Here is a 24,907-nt window from a genome sequence, read left to right on the forward strand (position 1 = left end):
CGTAAAACTTGCGCTCACAGTTCTATATTTCCATAACATCTTGATTATTACAGCCTTGATTTATACAAAGCAGCAACATTTCCTCTGCATAAGCCTGGTCAAGGCACGCTCAGCGGCTATAGTTCACTTAGCTCTTGCGTATAGCCCCCACTCAGGATCGGGAAGCGCAACCAAGAGCGCGGATCCACATTGTAGTCATCAAGGTGGAACGCGGGTGCGTAACGCTCACGCTTCCACTGATTGCGCGCCCACAGCGAGTAAAAGTGCTTCACATAAGTTTTCAGCTGTTCCGCATCGGTCGATGCTTCTTCTTGCACCAAAGTGGCTAACACCTGGCGTGGACTGAGGCGGTCGTAGAAAGCCAGACGCTCGATGCGGTTGAGCAACACGTACGGCATCAGGTCGCGCTCGTCCGTTTGCTTGTCTTCCAAAGGGCGAAGCTCAGCCGTGGGTTGCAGCGCATTCACGTGGCGCAAAGCGTGGTAGCCAAGTTCTTTTTCGGCCCAGCGCAACCATTTTTTTACGAAATCCTTATCGACGCCTGCAATGGGCGAAATACTGCCGGCTGTGTCGCCATCCATCGTGCAGTAGCCCACCGACGCTTCGGAGCGGTTGGACGTGGTAATCAGCAGACAGTTTTGCACGTTGGCTAAAAGCCAAATACCCGGAGCTCGTACTCGCGCCTGAATATTTTGGAGAGCTAAATCGTCGGTCTGCCAGGTCAGCGGCCGATTGAGAGCGTGTTCAATCTTGGCAACATACCCTTCCACTTCCTCATCGATGGTCCAATCAAAGAAAATGCCCCCCAGCTCGCCGGCCAACTCCTTCGCCGACTGAAACGTATCATCGGAAGAGTTGACCGTGCCTTGATAAGCAGTAGTAAGCAAGCGGCCAGTTAGCTTTTGATTGACTGCTTTTTGCTCCTGATTAAGTAGGCTGAGGGAAGCATCTTTTGGGCCGGGTGCATTCTGGTCGTCTACTAGCACAACCGGGCCAGCTAGCGTCGCAATTTCTTCGGCTGTGAAGCACCCAGCACGGCGCATGAACTCGGCTGTACCTAGCTCCGCTGTGCCTAAGCGTACCATTTCGGCCACGGCTACGGCACACATGCAGGAGTCGGCGCCGCCACTAAGGGACAGCACAAATCCACGACTGCGCGCCTTCCGCATGTAGTCGAACAGGGCTAAGCTGAGGGCTTGGTTCAGCTCGCGGTATTCATCGGGCGTGGGCAAGGGCACAACATCCGTGGGGGGCAAATCTGAGTCAAAGTCAACATCTGTGCACTCCAAGTCCACTTCCTTGAAGCTTAATAGCTGATTGCGGAGCAGCAAATGCCCATTACGCGCCACCAGTATTTCGCCGTCGTAAATGATACGTCCAGCTTCGTTGCCCAGTAGGTTAGCGTAGAGGTAAGTGCAATTATACTTTTGCGAAGCCTGCAATACGAGTTGGTAGCGCACATCCGTTTTGCTCATGGCAAAATGGCTGGCCGATGGGTTTACAATGAGCTGTACTCCGCGCTCCATCAAACGGCCTGCCGGCCGATCAGCAGCGGGACGCCACGCGTCCTCGCATATTTCGAAGCCAAAACGGATGCCTTGGTGCTCAAAAACTAAGTCGCCCAAAGGCCATGTCTCTCCTTGCCACGCAATTGTCGTCGTTTCGCCCGCCCGCCAGGAGTTAAAGAAACGCGGCTCGTAATGCACGCCATCATTGGCCAGAAACTGCTTGGCAGCAAAGCCCAGAATTTCGCCGTCGCGCAGTACAGCGGCAGTGTTATAGGTCCTTCCGTCAATGCGAACAGGCAAACCCACACAAACCAGAATACCCTCTGTCCAGGGCCGAATCTGCTGCAGATACTCGAGCGCTGCCGCCGATAGCCAATCACTCAAAAACAAGTCTTCGCACCCGTAGCCTGTCAGGCTTAGCTCCGGTAGGCATAGCAAATCGACACCAGCCGCCTTCGCTTGCTCAATAGCTTCGCGAATGGTACGTAGATTATGATGCCAGTCAAAAGGAATCTGGTTGAGGGCAGCGCCAGCTAATCGCATGGAAAGAGAGAATAGTTTAGCCAACAACTACTTTTTGCCCCCCAGAGTTGTCTTAGCGGCTCAAAAGCTCTGCAGAAGACGGGCAGCGCACAAACAATGGGAGCAGCTATACGCCCAAGACTGTCAGAGCACGCTCGGCTGCTGTTTGTTCGGCTTGTTTCTTCGAGAGGCCCATGCCCGTTGCTACGGCTTCATCATCCACAAATACGGTAGCTGAAAATTCCATTACGCCACCCATCTGAGGCTCACCGGCCAGCTCGTAGCGCAGATGCTTGCCTTGGCGCTGCGCCCACTCAATAAGCTTACTCTTGAAATTAGCAGTCGTTGTGGTGAGCGACTTTACGTCTACGTAAGGCTTAATCAAGCGGGCTAGCACAAATTTTCGGGCAGCTTTGTAACCCTGATCCAGATAAACAGCTCCTACTAAGGCCTCCAGCGCATTACCGTTTACGGAGCGTGAACGAGCCGCCCGGCCTTGGGTTGGGTCGAGCTGCACCAGCTTATCCAGCCCAATTTTCAGAGCCAAGGCGTTTAGGCTTTCACGATTTACAATGCGGGAGCGCATTTCCGTGAGAAATCCTTCCTGCTCGTAAGGATACTTGCGAAACAGGTATTCGGCCACCACCGTCCCGAGCACGGCATCACCCAAAAACTCTAGGCGCTCGTTGCTTTGAGTACGACTTTTATCATCCTGTTGTCGCACCAGCGACGAGTGCGTGAACGCCAGTTGGTACAGCCGAATATTATCCGGCGTGCGGCCAGTCACTGTGGCAATGGCTTGGCGAAAAGCCCTATCCTGCCCCAGCAACCGCCGGAAGAATCCGAACAGCGGAAGTGGCTGCCCCGGCCGTGTCATTAACCTTGAAATTTGCGAAACAGAACCGACGTATTGTGCCCACCAAAGCCAAAGGTGTTGCTTAGCGTCACATTTATATCCCGCTTCTGCGCTTCGTTGAAAGTAAAGTTCAGCCGTGGATCTAGTTCTGGATCAGCGGTAAAGTGGTTGATGGTAGGCGGAATCACGCCATGCTGCAAAGCCAGAATACAGGCAATAGCCTCAATACCGCCAGCGCCGCCCAACAGGTGGCCAGTCATGCTTTTGGTGGAGCTAATGTTTAGGTTGTAAGCATGCTCACCAAATACCTTCTCAATGGCTTTCACCTCGGCCCCATCGCCTAGGGGCGTGCTAGTACCATGAGTATTAATGTAATCCACATCCTCTGGGCCAATGCCTGCATCGCGCAGGGCGTTTTGCATCACCAGCACTACCCCATTGCCTTCTGGGTCAGGAGCGGTGATGTGGTAAGCATCCGAAGACATGCCGCCGCCGATAATCTCAGCATAGATTTTTGCCCCCCGGGCTACTGCGTGCTCGTAGGCTTCTAGAATAATAGCGCCGCCGCCTTCACCCAACACAAAACCATCGCGCTCCTTATCATAAGGGCGGGAAGCTTGCTCGGGCGCGTCGTTACGCTCACTCATAGCCTTCAGGGCGTTGAATCCGCCTACGCCTGCTTCCGTAATAGCCGCTTCTGAGCCACCAGTTACCATTACATCGGCCAGATTGAGGCGGATGTAATTGTAGGCAGCAACAATAGAATCGGACGACGACGCGCAAGCGGAAGTAGTGACGAAATTTGGCCCCCGGAACTTGTGGCGAATGGAAATATTGCCCGATGAGCTATCGGCAATCATCTTCGGAATGAAGAAGGGATTGTAGCGGGGTGTGCCGTCGCCCTTCGCGAAGGTGAAGCACTCTTCCTGGAAGGTTTTGAGCCCACCAATACCGGAACCCCAAATAACACCTACCCGGTCGCGGTTTACTCCTTCCAGCAAGCCAGCATCTTTGATAGCTTCGTCGCTGGCAATGATGGCGAACTGCGTGAAGAAGTCCATTTTACGGCCCTCTTTACGCTCGAAATAATCATCGGGGTTGTACCCCTTTATCTCGCAGGCGAAACGGGTTTTGAACTTGCTGGCGTCAAAGCGCGTGATGGGTGCGGCACCACTAACGCCCCTTGACAAGCCATCCCAATATTCGGTGACGGTTTTGCCAAGAGGCGTAAGGGCTCCAAGGCCGGTCACAACAACTCTCCGAAGAGACATAGGCTAACGGGAGAAATTAGAAAGCAAAACGGCCGGCGGCGGGCCGGCCGGTAAGCAATAGAACGGGTAACGGCTACAAAGCCGTCAGGTTATTTGGCGTGCTCCTCGAGGTAGCTGATAGCTTGACCCACGGTGGCGATATTCTCGGCCTGATCGTCGGGGATAGACACGTTAAATTCTTTTTCGAATTCCATGATCAATTCAACAGTATCCAGCGAATCAGCGCCCAGATCGTTGGTGAAGCTAGCTTCTGGAGTTACTTCCGAGGCTTCAACGCCAAGCTTGTCAATGATAATGGCCTTTACTTTTTCTGCAATTTCAGACATTTCCGTGGGGGTTTAGAGAAAACTCGGCACAAATAACACTAACTTCCCTAACATTGTCAAACCAACCACCCCTAATCTTGCAGGTACAAGATTACGGCCGAGCTAGTTCCCGTTGGCTCCTGCGGTCCGTTGTTTTGTCCTGCGTAAGCCCGCAAGCACCCTATGAAAATGCTAACGCTGGATGTTGAGTATGACTGTGATTTTGAGCTATTTGGCCTCGTCTCATCGAGCCGCGAGCACACCCTTGCCTGGACGCTGAATCAGGCCCTGCGCCTGCGCTTGGTGAAGCAGCAAGACCTCATATATGACCTGCTAACAAAAGGTCGTTTGGTTATCAGCAATTATGTGTACGCCACTGAAACACTTACTTTACGGCTACTACGCAACCGTTCCGTGGACCCATCGCCACTGAAAAAGCCGTTTCTTGCACCTGACATTAAAGAGTATGACTACTTGCTGCAAGTTAGTAATGGGTCGGGTGCGCTGGCGGCCAGTGAATTGATAGAACAGCTTACGGCCTTACCCGCAGTACAGTACGTATGTCAGTTCGACCCAAATGAATTGAAGTTCAAAGAAAATCTGCTGTTTTGATAAAGTAACCTAGCTCCAGCGTGGTGTGCTGTCATAAATAGCCTTCAAATTGCCCCCAACTTACTCGTTCAACGATCCACCAAGCTGGAGCTTGGTGCTACTTGCTTATGGAACCTCGTCCGCATTACAATAAAACCAAAATTGTGGCCACCGTTGGCCCTGCCTCAAACACTTACGAACGCTTGGGTACGCTCATTCGGGAGGGTGTCGATGTGTTTCGCCTCAACTTCTCACATGGCTCCTACGAGGATCATTTAGCAGTTATTAATAATGTGCGGCGCCTGAACAAGGATATACGCACGAATGTGGGCTTACTGCAAGACTTGCAGGGGCCCAAAATTCGTCTTGGCGATGTAGAAGGTGGCGGTGTTGAGATAAAGCCTGGCGATAAGATTAAGCTGGTGTGCGGAGAGAAAGAAATCAGTACGGCTACTCGCTTAAGCACCATTTATATGGGGCTAGCCCGCGATGTGAAGCCCGGCGACATGATTCTGATTGACGACGGCAAAATTGAGCTACGGGTACTAGCTACCGACCGTGAGCAGGAGGTAGATGTGGAAGTAGTGTACGGAGGACTTGTGAAGCCGCGCAAAGGGATTAACCTGCCCGACTCGGACGTATCAGCGCCGTCGATGACGGAGAAGGACATCGAGGACCTCAAATTCGGCTTGGAGCACGATGTAGATTGGGTAGCCCTTTCCTTTGCCCGCCGGGCAGAGGACATCCGATTCATTAAGTCATTGATTGCAGAAAGTGGCAAGCAGACGCGCGTGGTTGCGAAAATCGAAACGCCGGAAGCTCTCCGCAACATCGACGAGATCATTGCGCTAACAGATGCTGTTATGGTAGCCCGTGGCGACCTAGGCGTAGAAATCAATGGTGGCGAGGTTCCGCTGGCGCAGAAGATGATTATTGAGAAGTGCAATAAGCTCGGCAAGCCGGTAATCGTTGCTACCCAGATGATGGAGAGCATGATTACTAACCCACGACCTACGCGCGCGGAAACCAATGACGTGGCCAACGCCGTCCTTGATGGTGCTGATGCCCTTATGCTGTCCGCCGAGACGGCCGTGGGTGAGTATCCGGTTGAGGTTATCCGTTCTATGGTGAACACTGTGCGCAGTGTTGAAACCCACGCCAATAATATTTTCCACCGCTTCCACCCCATCGACCCAGCCGCACCATCGTTTATGGTCGACAGCGTATTATCTGCGGCGGTTCACCTAGCTCGTAATACAAAAGCCAGCGCTATTACTGGCTTAACGCACCGTGGCTACACAGCCTTTCAAATCGCTAAATACCGTCCCAAAGCCGATATTTTCGTCTTCACTGACACCCGCGACTTGCTGACAGTATTGAGCCTCGTGTGGGGTGTGCGCGCTTTCTACTATGACCGCATGGTGAGCACCGACAACACCGTATCTGATCTGAAGTATGTGCTGACCACTACTGGCAACCTCAAAAAAGGTGACGTATTCATCAATACAGCGTCAATGCCCATTAACGAGAAAGGCAAGACCAATATGGTGAAGGTGAGCGTAGCTTAGACTAAGAAGGTAATAAACGGAAGCGGAGTACATTAACTCGGCTTCCGTTTATCGCTTAGCTTAATAGAAACATGAAAAGGCCCTGCACTTGCGCGCAGGGCCTTTTCTATGCTAGAGCAGAAAGCCTCTTAAATTACTTAAGCGGCAGCCAGCGAGTTCACGAACTTGGTCAGGCTCGACTTATTGTTAGCCGCCTTGTTCTTGTGAATGATGTTCTTCTTAGCCAGACGATCTAGCATTGACGATACTTTCTTCAGCAACTCTTGGGCTTCAGTGGCATCGGTGGCAGCACGCAGCTTCTTGATAGCGGTGCGGGTAGATTTGGCCTGGTAACGGTTCAACACGCGCTTGGCTTCGTTGGAACGGATGCGCTTGAGGGCCGATTTATGATTCGCCATGGTATGGAAATAGTGACGTTCTGCTCGATTTAAATTTCAGTTCGGGTGGCAAAGGTAAGGCTTTGGATGGAAATACCAAATAGCTCCCTCTCACTTTTGCTCCTTGTTGAAGCAATTAACGAATAGCGCGCCTCTTTTAAAGCTTTGTCTAACCCGACAGTAATGGTATGCATGACGAACTTTTTTCTGCGTTTATACTTTAGGAAGTGATTTTTGTCTATTTTAGAGTAACACCGCCGGGCAAACACCATTCTATACCTTTTTGGTCATGCCGCTTATTCAACACTCGCGCTATCAGCCGCCGTTTTACATGTTTAACGGCCATTTGCAGACCATTGTGCCCAGCCTGTGGCGCACAGTACCCGATGTACGTTACCAGCGCGAACGGGTGGAAACCGACGATGGTGACTTCTTAGACCTTGACTGGTCGAGAGTGACGGAAGGGAAAGCGGCTGACACGTTGACCATCGTCTCGCATGGGCTGGAGGGTGACGCTGGCCGGCCGTATGTGCGTGGTATGGTACGAGCTATCAACCGCGCTGGCTTTGATGCCTTGGCGTGGAACTACCGCAGCTGCAGTGGCGAAATGAACCGGCTGCTCCGCTCCTATCACCTCGGCGACACCGATGACCTTGACTTCGTAGTGCGCTACGCCCTAGGCGTTGGTCATTACAAGCGACTATATCTCACTGGTTTTTCTGCCGGCGGCAACGTGACCTTAAAATATTTGGGGGAAAAGGCTGACCGTGTACCTGCTCAGGTACAGCGCGCTGCTGTGTTTTCAGTACCAACTGATTTGAAGTCCAGTTCTCAGCACATTGCCCGCCCCGAAAACCGGGTGTATCTGAACCGGTTTTTAAAAACGCTACGCGCTAAGATGCGCCAAAAGGCTGAATTACTGCCAGGACAAGTGGATATTGAAAACTTAGAGGAGCTACGCGACTTTGTGCAGTTTGATGACCGCTTTACAGCTCCTATGCACGGCTTCAAATCGGCTGATGATTACTATGAGCATTCCAGTTCAGGGCGCTATATCGAGCATATTCGGGTGCCTACCCTTATTGTGAATGCCGAAAACGACCCATTTTTGCCCCCCGCCTGCTTCCCCCGCGACGCGGCCGCAAATAGTCAATTCGTGTTTTTGGAAACGCCTCGTGAGGGTGGCCATGTAGGGTTCCCCGAGGGTACGCCGGATGGCAACTACTATTCGGAGCGCCGCGCTATTGAGTTTCTGACTGCGGAAGTGCCAGCGTAAGCAAGATGAAGTGCTTTACACCTATACTGTAGTTGCGGGCACAAAAACGACTTTCTTCGTCTCGAAAAACTCTTCCTTGAAATAGTCGCTTAGGTCAAATAAAGTGGCAGGCAGGCCTGCTTCGGCTATTTCTTCCGCCAAATCGCCACCTTTCAAATAATATAAGCCGCTGGTAGCATCGCCGGTGCGCTTGTAGCGCTGGGCAATCCAGGTGTGAAAGGTGGCTAAGCGTGCCACGGCTCGGCTCACCACGTAATCAAACTTTGGGCGAACTTGTTCGGCCCGCGTCTGCTCAGCCGTGACATTCGTCAGATGAAGGGCCAGCGCCATTTCCTGCACCGCGTGAATCTTTTTGCCGATACTATCGACGAGGTGAAATTTCACTTCGGGAAATAGGATAGCTAGCGGCAAGCCCGGCAGGCCGCCCCCGTACCTACATCCAGAACAGAGCTACCAGACGTGAATTCTACCACCTTCGCAATACCCAAGGAGTGCAGAATATGGCGCTCCACTAAGTTTTCTACATCAGTGCGCGCCACAAGATTCAGGCGCTCATTCCAGCTTTTGAACTCCACTTCGAGTTGCTGAAAACGCTGACGCTGCTGGTCGGTAAGGTGCGGAAAGTAGTGCTGAATCAGGTCCATGAGAACAAAACTACGATGCTTGCCCATGTAGTACTACCACTTTTTGTTGTGGCACCACATGTTTGTAACCAAAAAAGCCCCCAGAAAATATCTGGGGGGCTTTTTTTAGATGATGTGCTTCTTGTTCTTCACCATGTCATAGAGCAACTCGCGGGCACGGTGCAGCTGGGCTTTTACCGTACCGAGCGGGGCTTTTAGCTCGGTAGCAATTTCTTCGTAGCTCAGCTCATCGAAGTAGCGCAGGGTTACGAGGCGCTGATATTTGTCGGGCAGCCGCGACACCACGTGCTGCATGATTTCGATCTTTTGGTTCTTGATGGCCGACTCCTGCGGGTTCAGGTTCTGGTCGCGGAAGTCAATCGTGATTTCGTCGCCGTTGTCAATCTTGATGGCCGAGTCAATCGACATCGTCTTGATCTTATTCTTGCGAATAAAGTCGATGCAGTTGTTGGTGGCGATGCGAAACAGCCAGGTACTGAAGGCGTACTCGGGGTTGAACTTGTGCAGGTTGCGAAATGCTTTGGCAAATGCCTCAATGGTTAAGTCCTCGGCATCGTCGGGGTTGCGTACCATCTTCAGCACTACATGGTACACGGGCTTCTTGTAAATCTGCATCAACTCGGCGTAGGCTTTTTCGTCGCCCTGCTCAACGGCGGCCCGAATTAGCTTGAAGTCATGCTTAGCTTTGGCGGAGAATTGTTTCTGTATTTCCTGGTTGTTTACTTCCATCGGAGGGTGCGGTAGAGGAACAGTGAAATTCCCAGAGCGAGATAATTAAAAAAATAAACTGCGTCGAGGACTGGTAACAGCCAAAAAGGCAGACGGTCGGCTAAATGACGGCCGAGCCGCGCGTAGGTTGCGCTAATCGCTCCCGTCCGCACCGCCCATATAACCGCCAAAGGTATCCAATCGGGCCGGGAAAACACGAGCAAAGTTGCTGTGAAATAAAAAGAAGATTAGTGCCAATAAACGTTCCAATTCGGACCTGATCTTTCCATGAATAGCGCGGCCCGGCCGACAAATGACGGCGCTTTTGCCGCCACCACGCCGCCCACGTTTGGGCCGGCCAACTCACGGTTTGAGCCGCTAGTTGTACTTGCACTGCCACGCGCTGCCCTTGCGCCACGGCGTCCTGCACCAGCAAGTCGTCGTCGCCGCCCAAGCGCCGCAAGTGAGAAGCAAATCCTTTGGTAGCTTGAAAACAGCTTTTGGTATAAGCTAGGTTTCGACCCACTCCCATATAGGGATTACCACGCCACGCGAACGACAGATACTGTGCTCCGGTCAGCAAGGTTTCAAACCGAATCAGCTTATTTAAAAACCCTGGGCCTGACGCGTATCCTGAGTACCCAAGCACAATATCGGCGGGCTGCGCAAAGCCACTTTGCATGGATTTGATCCACTGATTTGTAGCAGGCCAGCAGTCAGCATCGGTAAAGAGCAACTGCTCGTATCGGGCGGCTTTTATACCCAATGTAAGGGCATACTTCTTCGGCGAAAGCTCGGCTGGCGTATTTAATACGGATACTAAGCGTACGTGCGGGTAAATCTGGGTGAATTGCTGAATCAAGCTGGCGGTACCATCGATCGAGCGGTCGTCAACCAGAATTACCTCAAAGCCTGCTGGGTAGTCTTGCTGTAGCAAGAGCGGCAGCAACCGGCGTAGGTTTTCCACCTCATTGTGAGCACACACTACCACCGAAACAGGCGCCGCCGCCACTTCATCAGGCGCAGCCAAAATGGGGCGACTAATAAAGGATAGAAAATAATAGCCGGCGTAGTAGAGCTGAACCAGCGCACAAGCCAGCAACAGCCAGACCGCGGGCGAAAAAGGCAGGGACAAGGCGCGGAGGGTCAGTGGGGGGCAAAATTAGGTATTAATCACGGGCAGCGGGCTACCTTTGCAGATTCTACCGTCGTTTCCCGCCAACGCTCGCCGGAAACCCCTCTTAGTGATTAGATGACCTTCGATTTAGTAACCCACGATCCGCAGACCAAAGCCCGCGCCGGCGTGGTGCATACCGCCCACGGCGCCATCGAGACGCCGATTTTTATGCCCGTTGGTACGGCCGGCACCGTGAAAGCCGTGCAGCAGCGTGACCTCACCAACGACGTACAAGCCCAGATTATCCTCGGCAATACCTACCATCTGTACCTGCGGCCTGGCCTCGACATCTTGCGCCAAGCTGGCGGCCTACACAAATTCAACGGTTGGGACCGGCCTATTCTGACTGACAGCGGTGGCTATCAGGTGTACTCCTTAAGTAACACTCGCAAGATTAAGGAGGAAGGCGTTAAGTTTCGCTCCCACATTGATGGCTCTCAACATCTATTCTCGCCGGAAGGTGTCATGGACATTCAGCGCACTATCGGGGCCGATATTATCATGGCTTTCGATGAGTGCACGCCGTGGCCCTGTGAGTACGACTACGCTCGCCGCTCCCTAGATATGACGCACCGTTGGCTCACGCGCTGCATTCAGCGCTTCGACAGCACCGAAGGCCACTACGGTTACGAGCAAACGCTTTTCCCTATTGTACAGGGCAGCACCTTTAAAGATCTGCGCATCAAATCAGCGGAGTTTATAGCTGAGCAAGGCCGCGAGGGCAATGCCATCGGTGGCTTGAGCGTGGGCGAGCCCGCCGAACTGATGTATGAGATGACCGAGCTGGTCTGTGATATTTTGCCCCCCGACAAGCCCCGTTACCTCATGGGCGTGGGTACGCCGGCCAATATCTTGGAAAACATCGCGCTCGGCGTGGATATGTTCGACTGTGTGATGCCCACTCGCAATGCCCGTAATGGCATGCTGTTCACCACGCAAGGCATCATCAACATCACCAATAAGAAATGGGCGACTGACTTTGAGCCGATTGATGCTGAACTTGGTGGCTACGTGAGTACGTTTTATACGCGGGCTTACGTTCGGCATTTATTCCAGAGCCAGGAAATGCTCGGCCCGCAGATTGCCTCTATTCACAACCTCACTTTTTACCTCTGGCTGGTAAAGCAAGCGCGCGCCCACATCATCGCTGGCACCTTCCGGGAGTGGAAGGAGAAAATGGTGAAACAGGTAATGACCCGATTATAAGTTTGTATTTCGTTGCTCGTGCTGAGTAGGAATACCTAGCTGATCATCCACGAAAACACATTAACGCAACTCGAAGTGAAGCTTCTCGATAAGTACATCCTCAAAAAATTCCTGACCGCGTTTCTGTTCACGGTTGTGATGTTGGTGGCTGTAATTTGTGTGATCGACTTCACGGAGAAGAACGACGATTTTATCAAGCATAATCTGGCTGCCAAGACGATTATCCTTGATTATTACGTCAATCTGTTCCCCTATTTCGCCAATCTACTCTCGCCCATTACGGTATTTATTGCCGTCGTTTTCGTAACGGCGCAGCTCGCGTCGCGCACTGAAATTGTGGCAATTCTGGCCAGTGGAATTAGTTTTCCGCGGCTCTTGGTGCCGTATGTAATGGGGGGCGTTATTATCGGCGTAGCCACATTTGGGCTGATCGGTTGGGTGATTCCGATTACCAGTAAAACGCGGGTGGAGTTCGAGCGCAAATACACCAAGCGGCAGTTTCGCTTCGATCAGCGCAACGTGCATATTAAAGTGGGACCACGCAGCTACGCCTATATGGAGAGTTACGATAACACCAATAATATTGGTTACCGCTTCGCGCTGGAGGACATTGAGGGCACTACGCTCAAGCGTCGCCTCACCGCCGACGCCATTACTTGGGATTCGGTAAAACGTGCCTGGCGCCTCTCACCCCAACTGGTCCGCATCTTCGATGGCCAGAACGAAAGCCTCAAGTCCTACCCGGCCCGCGACACCACGCTCAACCTCTATCCTAAGGACTTTGCCAGCACCTATCGCCTGGCCGAAACGCTTACGTTGCCCGAGTTGAACCGATTTATTCAGCAGAAAATCGACCGCGGCGCCAGCGACACCCAAACGTATTTGAGCGAGAAGTACGAGCGCTACGCCTACCCATTTGCCATCCTTATTCTGACCGTTATCGGCGTTATTCTGAGCGCGGGTAAGTCGCGTAGTGGCGTGGGGGGCAAAATTGCGCTGGGCTTCGTGCTGGCTTTCATCTTCATCATCTTCGTGATTCTGAGCCGCAATTTGGCTGCTGTCGGGTCGCTGTCGCCTCTGCTGGCAGCCTGGATTCCCAGCATGGTGTTCTCCGTCATCGGGTTAGTCCTGTATAGGTTGGTGCCGAAATAGACAGGCTTCACCTACCCCATCACGAATAAAAAAGCCCCCCGAGATATGCTCAAAGACTACCTACGCCTACACTTTATTGTTTTGCTGTGGGGCTTCACGGCTATTCTAGGAAAGCTTATTTCGGTGCCGCCAGTAGAGCTAGTGTTCTGGCGAACGCTGCTGGCCACTACCGGCTTGGGCCTATTGCTGACCCTCAAAAAGCAAAGCGTACGCATACCACTCGGCCAGGCGGTACGCTTGCTTAGCGTGGGCTCGTTGGTAGCTGTACACTGGATTACCTTTTTCCTCGCCGCCCGCCTTTCGTCCGTGAGTGTGTGCCTAGCCGGTATGGCAACGCTCGCTCTCTGGACCTCGCTGCTGGAGCCCCTCTTGCTGTGGCGCCGGATACGGGGCTACGAGGTTTTTCTAGGTTTGCTAACGATGGTGGGGCTTTATCTAGTGTCGCAGGCTGAGTTTGACCAATTGCTGGGGCTGGCTGTTGCTATTCTCTCGGCGGGTTTGTCAGCGCTGTTTAGTGTGCTCAATGTCAAGCTGGTGAAGCAGCACTCGCCCCTGCGCCTGACGTTTTACGAGATGATGGGTGCTTGTTTATCTATCGTGCTGTTCTTCCCGGTTTACAGCCTGTATTTTACGGAAGGCGCGGGCTTACATCTGGCTCTTGTTTCCTGGGATTGGCTATGGCTGCTAATGCTGGCCGGCGTATGCACGGTCTACGCTTTCTCGGCCTCGATTGAGTTGATGAAGCGTTTGTCGGCTTTCGTTATCAACCTGACTACCAACCTGGAACCTGTGTACGGCATCGTGCTGGCGGTTCTTATTTTTGGGTCGGAAGAAAAAATGTCGTTAGGCTTCTACTTGGGTACGCTTGTCATTCTATTCAGCGTCCTCATTTATCCGGTGCTCGATCAGTGGAATCAGCGCCGCCAGCGGCCCGTCACCGTTGTATAGATCCCAGTCATTACAACACGCCGCTCCACACCAAATAATCGGCTGCAACAGGCACGTTGGGGGGCATTTCGCGGCCCGGAAATAGCCCATACACCGCTGAGCCCGAACCAGATAAGCTAGCATAAGCAGCACCAGCTGCATACAACGCAGCCTTCAGCTCGCCCAGCACCGGATAATGCGGCGTCAAGGCTTCTTCAAAATCGTTGCTCACCGTATCGCGCCACGTTTCGATAGGCTGCGCCAGACTCTCGCGCAAATCGTGGCGCGGCGTACGAGGCGTTACGCGAGAATAAGCCTCGCCTGTGCTAATGTGCAGATTGGGGTAGATAACCTTGCAGGCAACTCCTGTCAGATTAAGGTCAATTGGGGCAAATACGTCGCCTTTTTCGTGGGCAAATACGGGCTTATTCTGAATGAAGAACGCACAGTCGCTACCTAAGCGGCGGGCGTAATTCTCCAGTATTTCGGGGGATAGTTTTAGCTCAAATAATTCGTTCAACGCCCGCAGCGCGAAAGCCGCATCAGCAGAGCCACCACCCAATCCAGCCCCAATGGGCACTATTTTGTGCAAATGCATCTGCACGGGGGGCAAATTAAAGTCGGTTCGCAGCAGTTCGTATGCTCGCCAACATAAGTTCGTGCTGGGCTCGCCAGGAATCGGAATACCCGTCAGGGCGAGAGAATCCGAATCGGCGGGTAGCACTTCCAACGCATCGCTCCACGGCAGCGGCACAAACACCGATTCGAGGTTGCGAAAGCCATCGGGCCGCAGGCCAGTGATATACAGGCCAAGGTTGAGCTTAGCATTCGGAAAAACGAGCATAGAAAGTAGCGTAGGCGTTGTCTGTTGGGTTTAGTAGGTGGCAGGGGCAGATTTTCTGCTTCCCTATTCCTGTTATAAATCACCCAAAGCCCAAACCTAGCGCAAACCACGAAAGCATCCGCTACGAACGCCTCAGAAAACGATAAATTTGCCTCAACTCAACCTATTGATTCATGTCTCACCCGCCGCCTACCGATTGGTACCAAGCCTGGGGCAAGCGCCTACTCGATGTGGTGCTGGCCGCGCCGCTGCTGGTGGCCACGCTGCCAATTCTGCTGCTGGCGGGGGGCTTTTTGGCGGTGCAGAACGGGGGGCAATTTCTGTTTCGGCAGCAGCGGCCCGGCCTTCATGGGGGGCTTTTTTGGCTGTATAAACTGCAAACCATGACCAGCCAGCGCGATGCTCATGGTCAGCTTTTGCCCGATGCGGCGCGATTGCCGCGCCTGGGTCGCTGGCTGCGCGCTACTTCCATCGATGAGCTACCACAACTCTGGAACGTGCTGCGCGGCGACCTTAGCCTAGTAGGCCCGCGGCCGTTGTTGCCAGAGTATCTGCCGCTGTATTCCCCCGAGCAGGCCCGCCGCCACAGCGTACGCCCCGGCCTGACGGGCTGGGCACAGGTAAATGGGCGCAACGCCATTAGCTGGGAGCAGAAATTCGTTTACGATGTCTGGTACGTTGAACGCGTATCTTGGCGCCTCGACCTGCTCATTTTAGCCCGCACCATGCGGCGGGTGCTTGGTGCTCAAGGCATTACTACCCCCGGCCAAGCCACCACCGAAGCCTTTCGCGGCTCCCCCGCCCCCACCATTGCCGACAACTCCCCCTCATGACCAAGCTTTTTTTCTCTGAGTACGAAGAAGCCGACCAGCCTCCCATCACTCGTCCGTTGGCCATTTTCGGGGCTGGCGGACTTGGTCGTGAAGTACTCATGCTGATTCAGCAGATCAACGAATACGAGCCTACCTGGCATATCACTGGTTTCTATGACGACGTGCGGCCGCAGGCAGACTCTATTCATGGCGTGCCCTACTTAGGTACTGCCGCTGACCTCAATGCTGTAACCGAGCCACTCCACGTAACGGTAGCGGTGGGCAATAGCCGGAGCCGGGCCAACGTGGCTGATAAACTCACGTCGCCGCAGCTCTCTTTTGCTACGCTCATTCACCCGGCCGTAGCTTGCGCGCCTTATCAGCAGGTAGAATTGGGCGTAGGCTGCATTATTAGCCAAGGGTGCATCCTGACCTGCGATATTGTATTGGGCAAGCATGTCCTTCTCAACCTCGGCTGCACCATCGGCCACGATGCGGTATTGGGCGATTGTTGCTCCTTAATGCCGCACGCCAATATTGGGGGCGCAGCTCACTTGGAAACCGGCGTGTATTTGGGTACCAATGCCACCGTCATCGACCGAGTGCGCGTGGGTGCTTACGCCATTGTAGGGGCCGGAGCCGTTGCCGTCCGCGATTTGCCCCCCAGCTGCACCGCTGTAGGTGTCCCGGCCACTGTGATTAAGCGGCACTCTGTTTGAGTGACTACTAAAGTAGGCCCGCAAACATAAACGAACGTCATGCAGAGCGCAGCGAAGCATCTCGTTGGCGGTAGTAACAAGTAACCCAACATCAGCACACGAGATGCTGCGCTCCGCGCTGCATGACCGCCTTTTGAAACTCAGCTTAGCTATACATTACACTATCTACCCGCCCTTATCACCTTATGCGCAGCCAAGACCACGACCGTATTTTTCTTTCCCCGCCCCACCTTGGTCGTCACGAGCTGAACTATGTGCATAAGGCTATTGAGGATAATTGGGTAGCCCCTGCTGGCCCCAACATTACGGGCTTTGAGGCAGATATCTGCCAATTCACCGGCGCCCCCCATTGCGTCGCGCTCAACTCGGGCACTGCCGCTATTCACCTGGGCTTGATTTTACTGGGCGTAGAAGCTGGCCATGAAGTACTCTGCTCCTCCTTCACTTTCGTAGCTACGGCTAATCCCATTGTATATCTGGGTGCCACGCCAGTTTTTGTGGACAGCGAGCCGCAGACTTGGAATATGTGCCCAGTGCACTTGCGCGAAGCCATAGAAGACCGCCTGCGGCACGGCAAAAAGCCCAAAGCGCTGCTGCTGGTTCACTTATACGGCATGCCCGCCCAGCTGCGTGAGATAATAGCTATAGCCGACGAGTACAGCATTCCGGTGCTCGAAGATGCGGCTGAAGCCCTGGGCTCTTGCTACGACAAGCGGGCGCTGGGCACCTTCGGGTCAGTAGGTGTTTTCTCGTTTAACGGTAATAAGATTCTGACTACCAGCGGTGGCGGCGCCCTTATCACCAACAACGCCGAGCTAGCCCAACAAGCTCGTTTTTTGGCTACCCAGGCTAAAGACCCGGCCCCCCACTACCAGCACTCCGCCACGGGCTATAATTACCGCCTCAGCAATATCCTGGCGGGCATTGGGCGGGGTCAAATGGAATTGCTGGACGACCGCGTAAAAAAGCGTCGCGAAATTTACGCCTGGTACCAGCGCAACCTCGCCGACTTATCAGCCCTAGAATTTGCCCCCCAGGAGCCTGCTGGCAGCCGCTCCAACCGTTGGCTCACCACCATCCTCCTCGACCCTGCCCACACCAGCGTCACCCCTGAGCAGGTCCGCCTCCACCTCGAAACACGCAACATCGAAGCTCGCCCCCTCTGGAAGCCCCTGCACCTACAGCCCCTCTTCCAAAATGCCCCCCAGTACGGCGGCAGCGTCTGCGAGGATCTGTTTGAACGCGGCCTCTGCCTGCCCTCCGGCTCCGCTATGACGGATGAGGATTTGCGGCGCGTGGCCGGCGCTCTGCGTGAAGCAATTGGTAGTATCTAGACTATTCTATACCAGATGATTAGTCAGGGATATTTATAATTCTATTAAAGATTTCTAACCAAGCTGATATTCAACTTTCTAAAGTATGCTGTTATAACTCTTGTGGCTGTTGCAAAAGTCTGGCAAGAGGCCGAAACCAGGTTATTCGGATCCCCACCCGCCGCCAATTGGTGGCGCTGCTCAAGACTTTTTAGCCCTTACTTGGCGCTGATGCGACCCAGCAGGTTCCCTACGGGGACTTTTGCAACAGCCACTTACGTTATGTTTAGCAACTTTCCCAGGACTCGCGTCTTCAACTTAGTATCGGCTTGTTACCATAAAAGTCCAGTTTTCGCTACCTGATCAGGCTCTTCTCCCTTGGTTCCCACTACATCGCCCGAACTCCGTCGTTTGGCCTTTTTACTCGGTTTATCTCGCCCGCATCTGTGGCTGTGTTCGAAGCCTACGCCTATCCTCCACCAGCGCCCCAGGCAGTTCCTTGCCGACGCCCGCGCAGCCCTTAGAACCGGCGATTAAGGGCGGCAGGAAGCTGCCGGTGAAGGATTATAAAAGACAAAGGTCCTGGCTTGTAGGCCAGAACCTTTGTGCCTTCGCGTAATCCCTGGGGAGTTCGGCTTAGAAACCTAAGCCAATTGTGAATCCACTCATGGCACCCGCAAAGTCCGAAATCGTACTAGAAGAAACTTGCGTGGCCCTGCCTCTCTCTAAGTCAATTGTGTACAGCCGCGTAAAGCCAGGGGTAGACAGAATAGCGTAGCCCTTGTTGCTGGTGCTGCCGATATCGAAGCCGTCACGCACTTCGGAGTCAAGGCCCAGATCGCCGACCTCGACGAGGCGGCCTTCGTTGGGGGGAGTCTGCAAAAAGAGCTTGTCGCGGCCGATCACATATAGGTTGGTCGTGGTGGCACCCGCCACATTATTGCTGTAGGCGGCGGCCGTGATGCTGGGGAAGCCCGGATTAAGGCGACGATCCTCCTCCACCACCCCGTCTACCGGATTCACCCGCAGATTTTGGCCGTTGCTACTCACAATGCGCAGGCGATCGGCGACGGGATTGAAGTCGAAGCCGAAGGTAGAATTATTCTCCAGGGAGGCACTCAGGGGCGTGACTAGGGTCGCCACGGCGGTAGCAGGATTGATCGAGTAGAGGCGGGCATTGTCCGTGCGGTAAAAGCCGGAAAAGTCCCGGATCTGACTCCCCACCAAGGCATACAATTGCCCCGTGGCCGGCCGGAAATCCAAGCCATAAATGAAGTCGGAGGCGTTAGGCAGGCCCGTGATCGTCTTTTGCACATAGCTGGCCCGTGGGTTGGTCGGGTCGAAGATGAAGAAATAGCTAAAGTATTCATTGACTCGCGCCTGGGTTGAATACGCACTATAGGCCACGGGCTGCGTCGGAATGGCGATACCGGCGTAGTCCAGGGTAGCCGCATACTGGGCTAGGGGCTGGGCGGCGCCCGTGGCCAGGTTGACGGCGAAAAGCGTGGGCCGCCCGTTGACTGGGTATAAGCCCAACGCCGTACCCGTCTTCGCATCAATGTCAAAGCCGCCGTTCCCGCTCACGGGCAGGTTCAGATTGCCCACGGGTACGAGCGAGCCCTCGTTAGGTGGGTTAACCAGGTACAGCTGCTGGTTCTGGGTGTTAATGGCGTAGAGCGCAGTCGTCGCGGCGCCGGATGTGTTGCTAGTGTACGCGACGCCGGTCAGCGTAGCGCCCACCGCGCCATTAATAGCGCCATCGGTCGCGGCCACGGTACCGGTCTCGGGGTTAATCCGTAGGTTCTGGCCTGCGCTGGTCACGAGGCGGATGCGGTCGACGGTGGGGTTAAAGTCGAAGCCTACGAGGTTGCCCGCCACAGCCGGGCTGAAAGCCTCGGCACCGATGGCCCGCGCGGCGCCCGTGTTCTGGTTGATCACGTAGAGCCGGCTCGCACTGCTCACCCCGTAGAGTTGACCCGTGGCGGGCCGGAAGTCAATGGCTAAGAGCGTTTCGCCGCTACCGAGGCCAGTGAGGGCCACGGAACTGGTGCGGGTAGCGGCATTGGCCGTGGAGTAGCCATCCAGCCGGGTGCCGCCCGCTAAGGCATAAAACGCAATATCTTGGCCTAGCGGGGGAAAGGTGGGGATGGTCGGCGGCGTCGGAGTGGGTTTGGGGAAATACTGCTCCAGAATGTCTTCGCAACTCGTGAGCGAGGACAACAGGAGAACAGCCGCGCCCCAGGTGGCAAGAGAAGAAGGTTTTAGCATGCAAATAAGAGTATAGGATGGAAGAAAGAAAGTATAGCACCACGATGGTTTTCCCCTACGTAGGTCTCCTCTAGTTGGATTGCTAGAAGTCTATAATTTTGCAATTCCTTGGTTCGAGGCGGACGGCGCTCCCCAAAGAGCGGACGGTAGGTAACGACAAAACAGGCCCGGCGCCGGCTGCCCATTGGCTTTGGCGAAGGCACCTTCCAGCAACCCCGATGGCCGTCAGGGTCCTACGGCCCTTCGTTCGTCAAAATAGGTGCTCTTTAACCGCCGTCGTAGCTTGGCGGGCAGACCCTGGCCCTGCTCATAGCCTTCTACCAGGGCTCGTTCCTTCGCCCGGCGAAACCGGAGCCGTAGATACAGGCCGGGCGCCACGCCCCGAGCAGCCCGAGGTTGACCAGCACGCTGCCGACTTCGCCGGTATTGTTATTGGCCCCCGCGCTGGTCAGGGCTTGGCCGAGCGTGATCACCGCCGCGAGGGGAATCGTGAGCAGGCCAGCCCCTGCCAAGTGCTTGCCTGATTGGCGGTGGAGTGCAAAGTAGCGGTGCAGGGCCTGCACGGTATCCTGGCGCGTCCCCGCGGTCAGGGCAGGGGGCGCTGCTGCCGGACGGGGGTCCGGTTGGGCAACGCTCAGCCGCGGGTGCAGGCTGCCGAGCAGCAGCAGGCGGACCAACAAGAAGTAACGCATGAGCGGCGATTCAGGGGTAGAACATATCCCTTCTAAAGTAGAACGTTTTCCGCTAGGACCTATCAGTAACCGTCCGCTGAGCCACGGGCGAGAATCAAGGGCCTTCCCTGCCCGAACACCTAGCCTATAGCCAGCGCCAAGGCTGGACGCAGGAAGGAGAGCCAGTGGGCGCTTTTCACCCCGAGCCGCCGGGGATGGAGCCACTCAGCTGGACGCTCCCCTGCCAGAGGCGGAGCGACCATTCCTAAAAGTCTACATTATAGCCTCAAACTGTTTCATGATGAACAGGTTACGGCTATGCAAATGGCTGTAGAGAAGTCGAGAATGGGGAAGTTATGGTTTGGCGAAGCCTCGGGATTGCGGTAGGTTTACCTACTGCCCGGTTCCGGGCTGGATTCCTTCTCTATCCCTCTGACTATGAACCCCATTTCCTTCCCTATCCGGTTACGTTTTCCCCCGCAGTCTGCCCGCGGCTGGTTATCCCGCTGGGCCTGCGGCTGGCTCGTCGCCCTGCTGCTCGGCCCCGGGCCCTGGGTGCAGGCGCAAGCCCCGGATTCCACGGCGCGCCCGGCAACCCGCCGCTTCCTGTCCGACCCCCAGGTAGCGGCCATCCCCGCCCCCGGCGCAATGTGCTGAAGCTCAGTCCGCTGGTGGTCGTGGGGCATCTCTCGGCCTTTTACGAACGGACCCTGACCGACCGGCTGACGGTAGTCCTGGGTTACGGGATCGGGGGTAAGAACCTGGATTTTGGCCGCTCCCTGGACGAGAGCAGCTTCACCTACCAGCGCGCCACGCTCGAAGGGCGCCGCTACGGGCACCAGCGGGGGCTGCAGGGCTGGTATGTGGGCCCGTATCTACGGGCCGGCCCCCTGCGCGCCTCTTACTTCCGTGCTGACCCGCCGGGTCCGGGCACCTGGCAAACGGAGCAGGCCTGGCTCTGGCATCCCGGCGCCTTAGTGGGTCACCAGCTGCTCACCCGCTGGTTCGTCCTGGATACCTTTCTAGGGCTGCATGCAAAAGTGATCCAGGGAAGCCTGCAGTCCACCAATCAGTTCGTGGAGGCGATGACCCAGCCGGGGGTGGGGCTGCGCGTGGGCTGCAGTGTGGGCGTGCCCTTTTAGTCTCCCTAGCGGGGATCAAGCCCGCCCAGGCTGCGCCGTCGAGGCCGCGTCGCCGCCAGGGAAGAACAGACGACGCGGGCGTTTGGGTCACCGGTGAAAAGTAGACAAACGGTAGAAACGATCGCCTAGTTAGGTTACTTTGTTTCTGCGTTTTACCCTTAACCTAATGGGCGTGGCTGTTGCAAAAGTCAACTTCCTGCAGGCGTGCGAGGTTGGTAACGTATGCTCGGCTTTCATCCCATTCGGACTTCGCTGCTGAAGCTGGTGCCTACGCGCCATTTCTACCAGCAACTGCTGCAGACCGTCGATTTCAGCTTCGTACGGTCCCTTTTTGCCCCTTTTTACAGCGCGGGCGGCCGTCCCTCGCTCGATCCGGTCGTGTTTGTCAAGTTGCTCTTGGTGGGTCACTTGGAGAACATTACTTCGGATCGCAAACTCTTGGAGCTGGCGCAATTGCATCTGGGCATTCGCGCCTTTTTGGGCTATGACCTGGCCCAGCCCTTGCCCTGGCACAGCACCCTGTCGCGGACGCGGCAACGCCTGCCGGTGGCCGTCTTTGAAGCCTGCTTTACCCACATCGTCGGCCTGTGCATCCAGCAGGGCCTCGTCAGTGGCCATACCCAAGCGGTGGATTCGGCCTACATCAAGGCCAATGCGTCCATGAGCCGGCTCCAGCCCAAGCGTTCGAGGGCATCTACGGAGGCAACCAACACTGTCGACCCTACCAACGCCCCGCCCATCACCGCTTCGGAGGACCGCCTGCAGCATATTCAACGCTTCCATGCCGCGATTCGTAAGGCTGCCCCGACCAAAAGCGGACGACTGGTGAGCAACCTGACCCACTACAGTCCGGCGGATCCGGAGGCCCGGATTTGCTTCAAAACGGGCAAAATTCGCCAATTAGCGTACACCGCCAGTGTGAGTGTCGACGCGGCGCAGCACGTGATCACCCACATCCACGCGGACCTGGCCGACTGGCGCGACAGCCGGTATTTACTCGCCATTGTCGACTCCACGCAGCAGCGCTTGCAGACCTTTGCGCTGGCTATGACCACCGTCGTCGCCGATGCCGGGTACAGCTCCGGGGAAAACTATGAGCAGCTGGAAAAGCGGGGCCTAACCGGCTATATCCCGGCCCATGGCAAGTATAAGGCCGAGCACGCCGGGTTTACCTACGATGCGGTGACGGACCGCTACACCTGTAGCCAGGGCAAACAACTGGTTTTTGATAAGCTGATCCTTGATCGGCAAGGCAACCCGAAGAAACGCTACTGGGCGAAAGCCGCCGACTGCAAGCACTGCCCGCTGGCAGCGCAGTGTAAGGGGAAGAAGGCGCGGGAAAAACGCCTGCATCATACGGTCTACAAAGGGCAGTACGATCGCATGCTGGCGCGCTTAGCTACCCGCGTCGGCCAACGCATGCGCCGGCTGCGGGCGTCGACGGTCGAACCGGTCTTGGGCAGTTTAATTACCTATTTCGGCGTACGCCATATCACCAAAAAAGGCCAGGCAGGGGCTGCCAAGGTGCTGTATGTAGCGGCGATGGCCTACAATCTGAAGAAGTACCTGCGCTTTAACTCCTGGCAGCCCGGCGGGTGCGAGTTAGTGCTTCCAGCACCGGCTCCCTTTCGTTGGCTTCTACTCTCCTTTTGCAACAGCCACGGCCATTATCCTATGTTCGCCAACCCGCCCTAACTTGAGGCTGCTGAGAAGGAAAAGGGAGGAATAAGATTCCGCCATTATGGGGCTATTGCAAGCTCGTTTGACATGACAATCCCCTCCCTTTTCTAGGGCTACTTTGGACAGTTCCACGAGGCCGCAGAGCCTGTATCAGGATAACAAAAGACTCCCTAGAAGTCCTTGTCGCGTCATCTTACCACCTTACTTACTGCTTGTTATGGTCTCGCACGTATTATTCTCTGTCGTTGGCATTGACGTGAGCAAAGCCACGCTGGCCGTCTGTTACCAAGTGGGTGAACAAGTCAAGCACTTGGAGGTGCCCAACACCAAAGCTGGCTTTCAGCAGGTAATCAAGACGTGCGGAGCGCACTGCCGGTTCGTGATGGAAGCCACCGGCACCTATAACCTGGCCCTGGCCTATTACCTGCATGAGCAGGGTGGCCAAGTCGCCGTGCTCAATCCCTTGGTCATCCGGCGCTTTATTCAGATGCATCTGAGCAAAGGCAAGACTGACCGCAAGGATGCCCAGTGGCTGCTGCGCTATGGCCAACAGCAGACAGTCACCGTCTGGCAGCCCGAGGAATCCGTACTGGTGGAGTGCCGCCAACTCGAACAGGTGACGGAGCAACTGCTCAAACAGAAAACCATGGTCAGCAACTCGCTCGAAGCGTTGCAGCGCCAACCGGTTATCAGTAAGTTGGCCTGTAAGCGCCTCCAGCGGTTGTTGAAAGCCCTCACCCAGCAGGTAGCAGCCGTGGAGACCGAGCTGCTGACTTTACTGGAACAGCGTTTTGCGGCGGAAATGACCTTGCTGTGCTCCATTCCCGGCATCGGGCGCAAGACGGCGGGCATGTTGCTCTTGTTTGCCGGCGGCTTTACGCGCCTGGATAACTACCGCCAGCTCATTGCCATGGCGGGCCTCTCGCCGCGCGAGCACAGTTCGGGCACGAGTATTCGCGGCAAGGTGCGCATCACCAAGATGGGCGGAGGCTTGATTCGCGGCAAACTGTTCATGTGCAGCTTCGCAGCCAAGAAAACCAACGCGGCCTGTAGCGCGCTTTTTGACCGCCTGGTGGCCAAAGGCAAGAACAAGAAACTCGCCTTGATTGCCGTCTGCAACAAGCTGCTCAAGCAAGCCTTTGCCATCGTCAAATCGGGCGTGCCCTACCAAGCTGATTTTACCTCCAAACTGGCCCTCAACGCTTGACTTTTAACACAGTTCATGTTAAGCGGAGCAAGTAGACCCTTGCTTCTTGATGCATAGACGTTGGAAATCGTTGCTCCAACATTACTGAAGTCCGTTGCAAAGTATTAGGGGTGCGGTTGATGACTTGTCCCTTCACTTTCTTTTTCCAGCGTTGGTGAAGTAG

22 protein-coding genes and 1 pseudogene are annotated in these 24,907 nt (G+C 55.1%); 12 read left to right on the plus strand and 11 right to left on the minus strand.

Annotation, left to right across the window (positions count from 1 at the left end; translation table 11 throughout):
• Positions 1–116: 116 nt before the first annotated feature.
• From nadE to EPD59_RS17185, 4 genes are all read right to left on the minus strand, one after another.
• Positions 117–2,051 (minus strand): NAD(+) synthase, encoded by a 1,935-nt coding sequence (gene nadE, locus EPD59_RS17170; RefSeq protein ID WP_133273858.1) that lies wholly within the window; start codon positions 2,049–2,051, stop codon positions 117–119.
• A 106-nt stretch (positions 2,052–2,157) separates the two neighbouring features.
• Positions 2,158–2,907, minus strand: coding sequence for a ribonuclease III (gene rnc, locus EPD59_RS17175; RefSeq protein ID WP_133273859.1), 750 nt, complete (start codon positions 2,905–2,907; stop codon positions 2,158–2,160).
• Positions 2,907–4,157, minus strand: coding sequence for a beta-ketoacyl-ACP synthase II (fabF, locus tag EPD59_RS17180; RefSeq protein WP_133273860.1), 1,251 nt, complete (start codon positions 4,155–4,157; stop codon positions 2,907–2,909). The genes rnc and fabF overlap by 1 nt, the downstream gene beginning before the upstream one ends.
• 89 nt (positions 4,158–4,246) lie before the next feature.
• Positions 4,247–4,483 carry an acyl carrier protein gene (locus EPD59_RS17185; protein WP_073109216.1) on the minus strand — a complete coding sequence of 79 codons (237 nt, stop codon included), beginning with the start codon at positions 4,481–4,483 and terminating at the stop codon, positions 4,247–4,249.
• Positions 4,484–4,645: 162 nt separating this feature from the next.
• Between EPD59_RS17185 and EPD59_RS17190 the strand changes: the two genes are divergently transcribed.
• Together EPD59_RS17190 and pyk are read left to right on the plus strand one after the other, a co-directional pair.
• Positions 4,646–5,074 (plus strand): IPExxxVDY family protein, encoded by a 429-nt coding sequence (locus EPD59_RS17190; protein ID WP_133273861.1) that lies wholly within the window; start codon positions 4,646–4,648, stop codon positions 5,072–5,074.
• Positions 5,075–5,181: 107 nt separating this feature from the next.
• Positions 5,182–6,621 (plus strand): pyruvate kinase, encoded by a 1,440-nt coding sequence (pyk, locus tag EPD59_RS17195; protein ID WP_133273862.1) that lies wholly within the window; start codon positions 5,182–5,184, stop codon positions 6,619–6,621.
• A gap of 137 nt (positions 6,622–6,758) precedes the next feature.
• Here the strand turns inward: pyk and rpsT are convergent, their stop codons facing one another.
• The gene (rpsT, locus tag EPD59_RS17200; RefSeq protein ID WP_084444338.1) at positions 6,759–7,019 is read right to left on the minus strand and encodes a 30S ribosomal protein S20; all 261 of its coding nucleotides are present in this window, start codon (positions 7,017–7,019) and stop codon (positions 6,759–6,761) included.
• A 268-nt stretch (positions 7,020–7,287) separates the two neighbouring features.
• Between rpsT and EPD59_RS17205 the strand changes: the two genes are divergently transcribed.
• Positions 7,288–8,274 (plus strand): YheT family hydrolase, encoded by a 987-nt coding sequence (locus EPD59_RS17205; protein ID WP_133273863.1) that lies wholly within the window; start codon positions 7,288–7,290, stop codon positions 8,272–8,274.
• A 21-nt stretch (positions 8,275–8,295) separates the two neighbouring features.
• Here the strand turns inward: EPD59_RS17205 and rsmG are convergent.
• From rsmG to EPD59_RS17220, 3 genes and pseudogenes are all read right to left on the minus strand, one after another.
• A pseudogene (gene rsmG, locus EPD59_RS17210) lies at positions 8,296–8,918 on the minus strand (16S rRNA (guanine(527)-N(7))-methyltransferase RsmG).
• 105 nt (positions 8,919–9,023) lie between these two features.
• Positions 9,024–9,647, minus strand: a complete 624-nt coding sequence (locus EPD59_RS17215; protein ID WP_084444334.1) for an RNA polymerase sigma factor — start codon at positions 9,645–9,647, stop codon at positions 9,024–9,026.
• A gap of 100 nt (positions 9,648–9,747) precedes the next feature.
• On the minus strand, positions 9,748–10,761 hold the full coding sequence (locus EPD59_RS17220) for a glycosyltransferase (protein WP_165963647.1): 1,014 nt from the start codon (positions 10,759–10,761) through the stop codon (positions 9,748–9,750).
• Positions 10,762–10,878: 117 nt separating this feature from the next.
• On the opposite strand from EPD59_RS17220, the gene tgt reads away from it, so the two are divergent.
• The 3 genes from tgt to EPD59_RS17235 all read left to right on the plus strand — a co-directional run bounded on the left by tgt (position 10,879) and on the right by EPD59_RS17235 (position 14,109).
• Positions 10,879–12,009 (plus strand): tRNA guanosine(34) transglycosylase Tgt, encoded by a 1,131-nt coding sequence (gene tgt, locus EPD59_RS17225; protein WP_133273865.1) that lies wholly within the window; start codon positions 10,879–10,881, stop codon positions 12,007–12,009.
• 75 nt (positions 12,010–12,084) lie between these two features.
• Positions 12,085–13,161 carry an LptF/LptG family permease gene (locus EPD59_RS17230; protein ID WP_133273866.1) on the plus strand — a complete coding sequence of 359 codons (1,077 nt, stop codon included), beginning with the start codon at positions 12,085–12,087 and terminating at the stop codon, positions 13,159–13,161.
• Positions 13,162–13,206: 45 nt separating this feature from the next.
• On the plus strand, positions 13,207–14,109 hold the full coding sequence (locus tag EPD59_RS17235) for a DMT family transporter (protein WP_133273867.1): 903 nt from the start codon (positions 13,207–13,209) through the stop codon (positions 14,107–14,109).
• A 10-nt stretch (positions 14,110–14,119) separates the two neighbouring features.
• On the opposite strand, the gene ispE is transcribed toward EPD59_RS17235, so the two are convergent.
• Complete coding sequence (ispE, locus tag EPD59_RS17240; RefSeq protein WP_133273868.1) at positions 14,120–14,932, minus strand: 4-(cytidine 5'-diphospho)-2-C-methyl-D-erythritol kinase; 813 nt, start codon at positions 14,930–14,932, stop codon at positions 14,120–14,122.
• Between the two features lie 173 nt (positions 14,933–15,105).
• Here ispE and EPD59_RS17245 point away from each other — a divergent pair, with 173 nt between their 5' ends.
• The 3 genes from EPD59_RS17245 (at position 15,106) to EPD59_RS17255 (ending at position 17,797) form a co-directional block, all read left to right on the plus strand.
• Positions 15,106–15,765: a sugar transferase gene (locus EPD59_RS17245; RefSeq protein WP_133273869.1), complete on the plus strand. Its 660-nt coding sequence runs from the start codon at positions 15,106–15,108 to the stop codon at positions 15,763–15,765.
• On the plus strand, positions 15,762–16,463 hold the full coding sequence (locus EPD59_RS17250; protein WP_133273870.1) for an acetyltransferase: 702 nt from the start codon (positions 15,762–15,764) through the stop codon (positions 16,461–16,463). The genes EPD59_RS17245 and EPD59_RS17250 overlap by 4 nt, the downstream gene beginning before the upstream one ends.
• A gap of 185 nt (positions 16,464–16,648) precedes the next feature.
• Complete coding sequence (locus EPD59_RS17255) at positions 16,649–17,797, plus strand: DegT/DnrJ/EryC1/StrS family aminotransferase (protein ID WP_133273871.1); 1,149 nt, start codon at positions 16,649–16,651, stop codon at positions 17,795–17,797.
• 615 nt (positions 17,798–18,412) lie between these two features.
• Here EPD59_RS17255 and EPD59_RS17260 read toward each other — a convergent pair.
• Together EPD59_RS17260 and EPD59_RS17265 are read right to left on the minus strand one after the other, a co-directional pair.
• Positions 18,413–20,044 carry a DUF4394 domain-containing protein gene (locus tag EPD59_RS17260; protein WP_133273872.1) on the minus strand — a complete coding sequence of 544 codons (1,632 nt, stop codon included), beginning with the start codon at positions 20,042–20,044 and terminating at the stop codon, positions 18,413–18,415.
• Positions 20,045–20,361: 317 nt separating this feature from the next.
• Positions 20,362–20,736, minus strand: coding sequence for a hypothetical protein (locus EPD59_RS17265; RefSeq protein ID WP_133273873.1), 375 nt, complete (start codon positions 20,734–20,736; stop codon positions 20,362–20,364).
• 629 nt (positions 20,737–21,365) lie between these two features.
• On the opposite strand from EPD59_RS17265, the gene EPD59_RS17270 reads away from it, so the two are divergent.
• The 3 genes from EPD59_RS17270 to EPD59_RS17280 all read left to right on the plus strand — a co-directional run bounded on the left by EPD59_RS17270 (position 21,366) and on the right by EPD59_RS17280 (position 24,744).
• Positions 21,366–21,857, plus strand: coding sequence for a hypothetical protein (locus EPD59_RS17270; protein WP_133273874.1), 492 nt, complete (start codon positions 21,366–21,368; stop codon positions 21,855–21,857).
• 222 nt (positions 21,858–22,079) lie between these two features.
• Entirely contained in the window at positions 22,080–23,552 is a 1,473-nt protein-coding gene (locus tag EPD59_RS17275; RefSeq protein WP_133273875.1) for an IS1182 family transposase, read from the plus strand.
• A 202-nt stretch (positions 23,553–23,754) separates the two neighbouring features.
• On the plus strand, positions 23,755–24,744 hold the full coding sequence (locus EPD59_RS17280) for an IS110 family RNA-guided transposase (protein WP_133271117.1): 990 nt from the start codon (positions 23,755–23,757) through the stop codon (positions 24,742–24,744).
• Positions 24,745–24,907: the final 163 nt, after the last annotated feature.

Source organism: Hymenobacter radiodurans, from assembly GCF_004355185.1.
Taxonomy (GTDB): domain Bacteria; phylum Bacteroidota; class Bacteroidia; order Cytophagales; family Hymenobacteraceae; genus Hymenobacter; species Hymenobacter radiodurans.